Here is a 7,969-nt window from a genome sequence, read left to right on the forward strand (position 1 = left end):
AGCAATGGCTGATTCATCTAGCCATACGGTTAGAGAACCGCGCTGCTTGAGGGCCTTGTTATAAGAGGGCCAGTTGGTGATTTTAAAATTTTGTTTTGCCATGGAGACCTGATTTTGAAACAACTGTGGTGATCTGCTCCAATGATTACCCAAAAGTTCTATTTATTCAACAAAGCCCCATTGCGGAAAAACGCCCACCAGCCTGTACCTCGCCATGCAGTTTGGCATTCGCGCGGCCAGCTACCCTTTCATCGCCGATGATATGGAAAATTTGCGTCTGCCTGAAGCGCTTAACCCATATCAACACAAACTGTTCGGGCTGACCATCAATGCCGAACGTTTGGCGGCGATCCGGGAAGAACGTCGCGGCAACAGTCGTTATGCGTCGTTGCGTCAGTGCCGGATGGAACTGAGCGAAGTAGAAGCGCTGTTTCGACGTCACCAGATTCCTTATCTCAACACGACAAACTACTCCGTGGAGGAGATTTCCGCCAAGATCATCGACATATTAGGCATGAGTCGTCTCATGCACTAGTACATTATCATTTTTTAGCGAAAGCGGGTTGAATTGCCCCCTAATTCGGTTATCGTGGATGTCATGACTTCCCGACATGTCGTCGTAGCGAAGCAGCCCATTTTGTAGGAGACGGGGAAAAACTGACACTCGCTTAGCGCCCAAGAGTCCCGCCGCCGTCTGACATGATGCGCGAGCCATTCACTCACGTAGCCTTATCTTCAGGAAGATAAACGCAGTGTGAGCGATGACTTGTTTTCTGTGCGCGTTACCCCTTGGTTCAGCGGCGTTTTTTTGCAAGACGAACCGCCATGCGACACGGTCCCCTGACCGACCCGTAAGCAGAGATATTGCATGTTAAAAACTGATGAGTTACGCAGCCAGCGGCTTGATCGTCTGATCGCGCCGCAGGTGCTGCTGGCGCAATTGCCGGTTTCATCTGCGGTTGCAGAAAATGTGACAATGTCACGAAATAGGATAGAAAATATTATCACCGGAAAAGATCCTCGGTTGCTAGCGATCGTTGGCCCCTGTTCTATCCACGATGTTGATGCTGCTCTCGATTATGCGCGCCAGCTCGCTACACTGTGTGCTCGCTATCAGGATCGGCTGGAAATCGTGATGCGCACCTATTTTGAAAAGCCGCGCACCGTTGTCGGCTGGAAAGGATTAATTTCCGATCCAGCCCTTGATGGTAGCTATCAGGTCAACCACGGCTTGGCATTGGCACGCCGTCTGCTGCTGGATATCAACGCGCTTGGTCTACCAACCGCAACAGAATTTCTGGATATGTTCACCGGGCAATACATTGCCGATATCATCAGTTGGGGTGCCATTGGCGCGCGAACCGCGGAAAGCCAGATTCACCGCGAAATGGCTTCCGCCCTCTCCTGCCCGGTGGGTTTCAAAAATGGCACCGACGGCAATCTACGCATCGCTATTGATGCCATCCGTGCCGCGCGCGCGTCTCATCTGTTTCTCTCGCCAGATAAACAAGGGCAAATGACCATCTACCAGACGCACGGCAACCCCTATGGCCATATCATTCTGCGCGGCGGGAAACATCCCAATTATCACGCCGCTGATATTCAGGCCGCCTGCGAACTGCTGCGCGAATTCGCTTTACCATTACAGTTAGTGGTGGATTTTAGCCACGGCAACAGCTACAAACAGTACCAGCGACAAATGGATGTGTGTGTCGATGTGTGTCAACAGATACGTTCGGGTTCGCGCGCCATTGCAGGTGTTACGGTGGAAAGCTTTCTGGTTGAAGGTCAGCAACCGTTGGCTGCGCCGCAAACGCTGGTTTACGGTAAATCGATTACCGATGGCTGCCTGGGCTGGCAGGACACTGAAACCCTGCTTGCACAATTAGCTGATGCGGTAGACAGCCGCTTCTAACGCCCTACTGCCTTTCAACCGCGCACGGTCATTCCTTGTCGTGCGTTGCCGCTCCACCATCCTCTGCTGGCTTACCTGTTTCCGACGTATTAAGAAATCTTCACTTGATGTCACCTTTTGGCAACATGAAAATGATTCTCATTTATTAAGTTAATTATTTCTAATACGATAATATCCATCGCAGAACGACCACAGGAACAGACAATGCCGAACGCGATTTATGCTCAATACCTGCAAGCGAAAAACAACAATCCCCGCCAGTACGCTCGTGATATCGCCACGACGCTCGGCATCAGTGAAGCAGTGTTGACGCATGCACGCGTCGGTCATGATGCGCAACGCTTGCGAGGGGATGCCAAGCGCTGGCTGCTGGCGCTGGAGAAGGTAGGCCAGACCAAGTCCATCACGCGTAACACCTATGCAGTGCACGAACAGGTTGGCGTTTACCAAAATCAACATTTGGACGGCCATGCGGGGTTGATACTCAATCCTTATGCGCTGGATCTTCGCCTGTTTTTGCATCAGTGGAATGTGGCATTCAGTCTGCGGGAAGAGACCGCACGGGGCGAGCGTCAGAGCATTCAATTTTTTGACCATCAGGGTGATGCTATCCTGAAGGTGTATGCCACCGAACAGACCGATATGGCGGCATGGGACGCCTATCTGGCTGAATTTGTCACGGACGTTAACCCAGAGGTGCAGTTACGTCAGGAAAACCCTGCGACCACTCAGGCTCCCAGCATCGACCAGGCGGCATTTGAAGCCGAATGGCGTGCCATGACGGACGTACACCAATTTTTCATTCTACTTAAACGCTACAATCTTACGCGTCAACAGGCTTTCCACGCCGTTAAAGACGATCTGGCCTGCAAGGTCGATAACAGCGCCCTGTCGCAAATTATTACCGCTGCGCAGCAGGATCAAAACGACATCATGGTGTTCGTTGGCAACCGTGGCTGCGTACATATTTTCACCGGCCCCATAGCCCGGGTGGAGAAAATGGCTCAGCACGCGGAATGGATCAACATTTTCAACCCGGATTTCACCCTGCACCTGATTGAAGATGCGATTGCCGAAAGCTGGATCACCCGTAAACCAACCGCAGACGGTGTCGTCACCAGCCTGGAACTCTATGCGGCTGATGGCACGCAAATCGCACAGCTGTTTGGCCAGCGCACTGAAGGCACGCCAGAACAGGCACAATGGCGCAAACAAATCGAGGCGCTCGCCGCAAATAAGGAACTGGTCGCATGAAAAACTGGCTTTACGCACTGCTCCTGACGCTACCACTGAGTGCCAGCGCCAATGAACGTATCGTCTCCATTGGAGGTGATGTTACCGAAATCATCTATGCGCTTGGCGCTGAGCAGCAACTCATTGCCCGCGACAGCACCAGCATGCACCCGGCCGCAACGAAAGCACTGCCGGATGTTGGCTATATGCGCCAATTGAATGCGGAAGGCATTCTGTCATTAAAACCGTCTTTGGTGATTGCCAGTGAGTTGTCACAGCCCTCTCTGGTGCTCAAGCAAGTGGCAGACAGCGGCGTCAAAGTGATCATGGTACCTGCACAACCGACGCTGGAAAGCATTCCGCAGAAAATCAGCACGATTGCACAGGCGTTGCAGAAAGAGAGCGAAGGCAAAGTACTGACCGACCGTTATCAGCAGCAGGTGTCCGCCGTGACACAGCAACCGCTGCCCGTCAAAGCGCTGTTTGTTCTCAGTCACGGTGGCATGACGGCCACGGCGGCAGGGAAAAATACTCCCGCCGATACGGTGATTCGCGCTGCAGGATTACAAAATGCCATGCCTGATGTAGTGCGTTACCAGCCGCTATCGCAAGAAGGCGTTATCGCCAGTGCGCCCGATCTGTTGTTGATCTCCGCACAAGGATTGCGGAGTTTAGGGGGCGAAGAGAAAATCTGGCAGTTGCCCGGTGTTGCACTGACCCCTGCGGGCAAACACCGCCGTGTCGTGGTGGTCGATGATATGGCGATGCTTGGCTTTACGCTGGAAACCCCTGCGCTGTTAACCACGCTGCGTCACGCCGCCGAGCAGGTAAAATGAGACTGCGGCAACGTCTCCGCCTGATTCTGGCGGGGCTGATGTGTTTCACTCTGCTGTTAATGCTGGGTGCCGCCAATATAGGGGCACTCACCCTCTCCTTCCGCCAATTGTGGCATGCTCCGATCAGCGATCCGCTGTGGTATATCTGGCTCAATATTCGCCTACCGCGCGTCCTGCTGGCACTGTTGGTGGGCAGCGCGCTCGCCACAGCCGGTGCAGTGATGCAGGGGCTGTTCCGCAACCCACTAGCTGATCCCGGATTGCTGGGTATCAGTAGCGGAGCAGCGTTGTTTGTCGCGTTTGCGTTGTTGATGCCTTTGGGCCTTCCGCCGTTGCTGGCGCTCTATAGCCCGATGTTGGCCGCTTTCGCCGGCAGTCTGACGGTGACAGCCATTCTGTTTATGCTGGGACGCGATGAGCGCGGCGGCGTGACGCGCCTGCTGTTAACCGGCATTGCACTGAATGCGCTATGTGGGTCAGCCGTTGGCGTACTGACCTACATCAGTAACGATCAGCAATTGCGTCATTTTTCGCTATGGGGGATGGGCAGCCTGGGACAAGCGCAGTGGACGGTGCTGCTGGTGGCCGCTTCTCTGATCGTTCCCGCGATGATGTGCGTACAGTGCTATGCCCGCAAACTCAATCTGCTTCAGTTGGGTGATGAAGACGCACACTATCTGGGCGTGAAGGTAAAACAGACCAAGCTTATATTACTGCTGCTCAGCGCACTGCTGGTAGGCACGGCAGTGGCGGTCAGCGGCGTGATTGCGTTTATAGGGTTGGTCATTCCACATTTGGTACGCATGAACCTGAGTGCCGATCACCGATGGTTGCTACCCGGATCAGCGCTGGCAGGTGCAGGATTGCTTATCGCGGCCGATACGCTGGCTCGCACGGTGCTGGCTCCCGCGGAAATGCCCGTCGGTTTGCTCACCAATTTGATAGGCGGTCCCTACTTCCTATGGCTCATTGTCACGCACAAGGGACGAACCCATGACTAATCGCCTGATGGCACAGCATCTGCACTATCAGGTTGCCGGACGCACATTGATTGATTATGTTTCGTTGGACATCAACTGCGGTGAGGTCGTCGCGATTATTGGCCCGAATGGTGCGGGAAAATCCACGCTGCTGCGTCTGCTCACCGGCTATCTGGCAGCAGATAGCGGTGAATGTCAGTTGGCCGGAAAAGCGCTCGCTGACTGGCAGCCTGATGCTTTGGCACAAACCCGCGCCGTCATGCGTCAACACGGCGCGCTGAATTTTCAGTTTAGCGTGCGCGACGTGGTTGCTATGGGACGTGCGCCCTATCGCCACGATCGTGCAGGTGACAGCGTGGTCGATCATGTCATGGCGTTAACCGAATGCACGGCGTTAGCTCAACAGGATTACCGCCATCTTTCCGGCGGGGAGCAGCAGCGTGTGCAGTTGGCTCGCGTACTGGCGCAGTTATGGCATCCGACACCGACGCCCTGCTGGCTGTTTCTGGATGAACCGACATCTGCACTTGATCTCTATCATCAACAACACCTGCTGCGTCTGCTTAAGCAGCTTACACAACAGCAGCCCCTTGCGGTGTGCTGCATTCTGCACGACCTGAATCTGGCCGCGCTCTATGCCGATCGCATTTCACTACTGCATCAGGGAAAACTGGTGGCACAAGGCACGCCGCAAGCAGTATTGCAAAGCGAAACGCTCACGCAGTGGTATCAGGCCGACGTGCTGGTACACCCGCATCCCGACGACGCGACGCCGCAAGTTTTTCTGCGCCGTTAGCCTAGCTCGAACAAGACACTTCCAACGCTTTACCCCACGCTGGCGGCGCTGCCGCCAGCGATTCATATTCAGGCTGTTCATCATAAGGACGAGAAAGCGCCTGATGCAACTGCGTCAATGGGCCTATATCATCCTGCTCTGCGGCTTCAATTGCCTGCTGTGCCAGGTAGTTACGCAGGATATATTTCGGATTAGCCGCTTTCATGCTGCGCTGACGTTCAGCGTCACTCTGTGCCTCCTGCGCCAGACGTGCGCGATAGTCGCGAAACCAGGCGTCAAATGCGGCTCGGTCGATAAACAGGTCACGCAGCGGCGATTCGGCCTGCTGCACGTTGGTATCACTCAGCAGGCGGAAAGTACGGGTATAGTCACTGTGCTCACGCGCCATCAAGTTCAGCAATCCCACCAACAGATCGTTATCTCTGGCATCTGCATCGAAAAAACCCAACTTGGTACGCATAAGTTGACCAAAATACGCCATCAAAGCCGGTTCATAGCAACCCAGCGCGGTTTCAAGTGATTCCACCGACAACAATCCAGAGAGTGCCTGCGCTAAGCGATGCAAATTCCACAGTGCTACTGCGGGCTGGTTGTCAAACGCATAACGACCGTGGTAATCGGAATGATTACAGACAAAGTCAGGTTGGTAGTCATCCATAAAACCGTAGGGGCCATAATCGAACGTCAGGCCAAGGATCGACATATTGTCAGTGTTCATGACGCCGTGGGCGAACCCCACCGCCTGCCAATGGGCAACCATGCGTGCCGTGCGTTCGACAATATCGGTAAACCAAAGTGAGCAGCGTTGTTCATCGTGCTGCCACTGTGGCCAGTGGTGCGTGATGGCGAAATCGGCCAGTTTTTTCACCTGATCCTGCTGACGCGCATAGTAAAAATGCTCAAAATGCCCGAAACGCAGATGACTTTCGGCAACACGCATCAGCATCGCACCCTGCTCCTGCTGTTCGCGCTGAACGGGTTCATCGCTGGTAACGATCACTAAGGCGCGCGTGGTAGGAATGCCCAGATGATGCAGGGCTTCCGACGCGAGAAACTCGCGAATCACTGATCGCAGCACTGCGCGACCGTCTCCCATGCGCGAATAGGGGGTCAACCCTGCCCCTTTCAGGTGCCACTCCATGCTGGAGCCGTTCGCCTGCCGCTGCTCACCCAGCAAAATCCCCCGCCCATCGCCCAGTTGTCCGGCCCATACGCCAAACTGATGGCCACTATAGACCTGCGCCAACGGCAGCATACCGGGCAGCAACGTCTTTCCTTGCCAGATATCAATATGTTCAGACTGAAACCAACGGGCAGGCACCCCTAATTGCTCCGCCAGTTCCGCGCTGTGATACAACAAGCGCGCCCCCAGTAACGGTGTGGGCGAAAGCGCCGTGTAACATCCGGGCAAAGCGTCATGGTAGTGATGGGTAAATCGTAATCCCTGCGTCATCGTCGTTCTGTCACTCTACAGCGTCTGTAAAACTTGAGTGTAGAACGTCAACAGGGAAATAAACACAGAGGAAATACAGGGATACTGGTTTACGCCGCCGGAGTCAGTTCCTGTTCCAAAGCATCCAACGGGATGGCAGGCCACAGCTTGCCTTGTATCGCATCCACCTTGAGGTGATGCACTTTTTTCAGATGTTCGAGCGTATCAATCCCTTTAACTATCACCCCGAGGCCCTGCTGTTGGCTTTTCATCACGTTAAGCAACGGGTCCATGATCAGATCCGGTGCCGGACGCGAAAGAATATCCCAGACCAGTTTAGGATCGATTTTCACATAGCTCAGCAAACAATCGTGGAACGCCTTGAGGTTGACCTTGCCTGAGCCGAAATTATCCAGCCACAGGGGAAACATGTTACTCAGTTCGGTGATACCAAGATTTCCGGTCGTGTATTCAATATGTTGATTGCAGCGTGAAATGTCCGGTTTTGGATGTGGAATGCAGTGGCTAAAGTTGATGTAAGATTCCCGTTTTGTGAACATACATCTCCTGTGAAAAAACACGGTTATGGCAAAAGTGACCATCAGCGTTACCGTCGTCAGTCATGCAAACACGGATGGCTACAGGGCTTACAACGACGAACTTCCAAAAGTAAAACACATTGTTAGCAAGCTGTATACACAGCGTATTGAGCGTGCGCATCTGACAGTGCGTAACCGATTGCAACGGCTCAATCGCAAGACGCCAGGATATTCAAAA

General features: G+C 53.9%; 7 protein-coding genes and 3 pseudogenes. 7 read left to right on the top strand and 3 right to left on the bottom strand.

Translation table 11 applies throughout. The features are described 5' to 3' along the window. Positions 1 to 102, bottom strand: a pseudogene (locus QZ506_RS04030) (IS5/IS1182 family transposase); the annotation flags it as partial. A gap of 79 nt (positions 103 to 181) precedes the next feature. Between QZ506_RS04030 and QZ506_RS04035 the strand changes: the two are divergent. The 6 genes and pseudogenes from QZ506_RS04035 to QZ506_RS04060 all read left to right on the top strand — a co-directional run. Continuing rightward, a pseudogene (locus tag QZ506_RS04035) lies at positions 182 to 535 on the top strand (kinase/pyrophosphorylase); the annotation flags it as partial. Positions 536 to 868: 333 nt separating this feature from the next. Continuing rightward, positions 869 to 1,915 (top strand): 3-deoxy-7-phosphoheptulonate synthase, encoded by a 1,047-nt coding sequence (locus QZ506_RS04040; protein ID WP_291969250.1) that lies wholly within the window; start codon positions 869 to 871, stop codon positions 1,913 to 1,915. Between the two features lie 204 nt (positions 1,916 to 2,119). Further along, on the top strand, positions 2,120 to 3,169 hold the full coding sequence (locus tag QZ506_RS04045; protein WP_291969252.1) for a ChuX/HutX family heme-like substrate-binding protein: 1,050 nt from the start codon (positions 2,120 to 2,122) through the stop codon (positions 3,167 to 3,169). Continuing rightward, entirely contained in the window at positions 3,166 to 3,984 is an 819-nt protein-coding gene (locus tag QZ506_RS04050; RefSeq protein ID WP_291969254.1) for a hemin ABC transporter substrate-binding protein, read from the top strand. The genes QZ506_RS04045 and QZ506_RS04050 overlap by 4 nt, the downstream gene beginning before the upstream one ends. Further along, a complete protein-coding gene (locus QZ506_RS04055) occupies positions 3,981 to 4,985 on the top strand; it encodes an iron ABC transporter permease (protein ID WP_291969256.1) in 1,005 nt (334 codons plus the stop codon). Before QZ506_RS04050 ends, QZ506_RS04055 begins: the two co-directional genes overlap by 4 nt. After that, positions 4,978 to 5,760 (top strand): heme ABC transporter ATP-binding protein, encoded by a 783-nt coding sequence (locus tag QZ506_RS04060; RefSeq protein WP_291969258.1) that lies wholly within the window; start codon positions 4,978 to 4,980, stop codon positions 5,758 to 5,760. Before QZ506_RS04055 ends, QZ506_RS04060 begins: the two co-directional genes overlap by 8 nt. A gap of 1 nt (position 5,761) precedes the next feature. Here the strand turns inward: QZ506_RS04060 and QZ506_RS04065 are convergent, their stop codons facing one another. Together QZ506_RS04065 and QZ506_RS04070 are read right to left on the bottom strand one after the other, a co-directional pair. Next, the gene (locus tag QZ506_RS04065) at positions 5,762 to 7,213 is read right to left on the bottom strand and encodes a YdiU family protein (RefSeq protein ID WP_291969260.1); all 1,452 of its coding nucleotides are present in this window, start codon (positions 7,211 to 7,213) and stop codon (positions 5,762 to 5,764) included. Between the two features lie 89 nt (positions 7,214 to 7,302). After that, entirely contained in the window at positions 7,303 to 7,794 is a 492-nt protein-coding gene (locus tag QZ506_RS04070; RefSeq protein WP_291969262.1) for an EAL domain-containing protein, read from the bottom strand. Between QZ506_RS04070 and QZ506_RS04075 the strand changes: the two are divergent. Then, a pseudogene (locus QZ506_RS04075) lies at positions 7,714 to 7,969 on the top strand (IS1 family transposase); the annotation flags it as partial. The gene QZ506_RS04070 and the pseudogene QZ506_RS04075 overlap by 81 nt on opposite strands.

The organism is Candidatus Symbiopectobacterium sp., from assembly GCF_020054415.1.
GTDB lineage: Bacteria > Pseudomonadota > Gammaproteobacteria > Enterobacterales > Enterobacteriaceae > Symbiopectobacterium.

Excerpts from the sequence above, each read along its gene's own strand:
- QZ506_RS04070 (WP_291969262.1), bottom strand. The coding sequence starts at position 7,794 with ATGGTCACTTTTGCCATAACCGTGTTTTTTCACAGGAGATGTATGTTC.
- QZ506_RS04040 (WP_291969250.1), top strand. The coding sequence starts at position 869 with ATGTTAAAAACTGATGAGTTACGCAGCCAGCGGCTTGATCGTCTGATC.
- QZ506_RS04045 (WP_291969252.1), top strand. The coding sequence starts at position 2,120 with ATGCCGAACGCGATTTATGCTCAATACCTGCAAGCGAAAAACAACAAT.
- QZ506_RS04050 (WP_291969254.1), top strand. The coding sequence starts at position 3,166 with ATGAAAAACTGGCTTTACGCACTGCTCCTGACGCTACCACTGAGTGCC.
- QZ506_RS04060 (WP_291969258.1), top strand. The coding sequence starts at position 4,978 with ATGACTAATCGCCTGATGGCACAGCATCTGCACTATCAGGTTGCCGGA.
- QZ506_RS04065 (WP_291969260.1), bottom strand. The coding sequence starts at position 7,213 with ATGACGCAGGGATTACGATTTACCCATCACTACCATGACGCTTTGCCC.
- QZ506_RS04055 (WP_291969256.1), top strand. The coding sequence starts at position 3,981 with ATGAGACTGCGGCAACGTCTCCGCCTGATTCTGGCGGGGCTGATGTGT.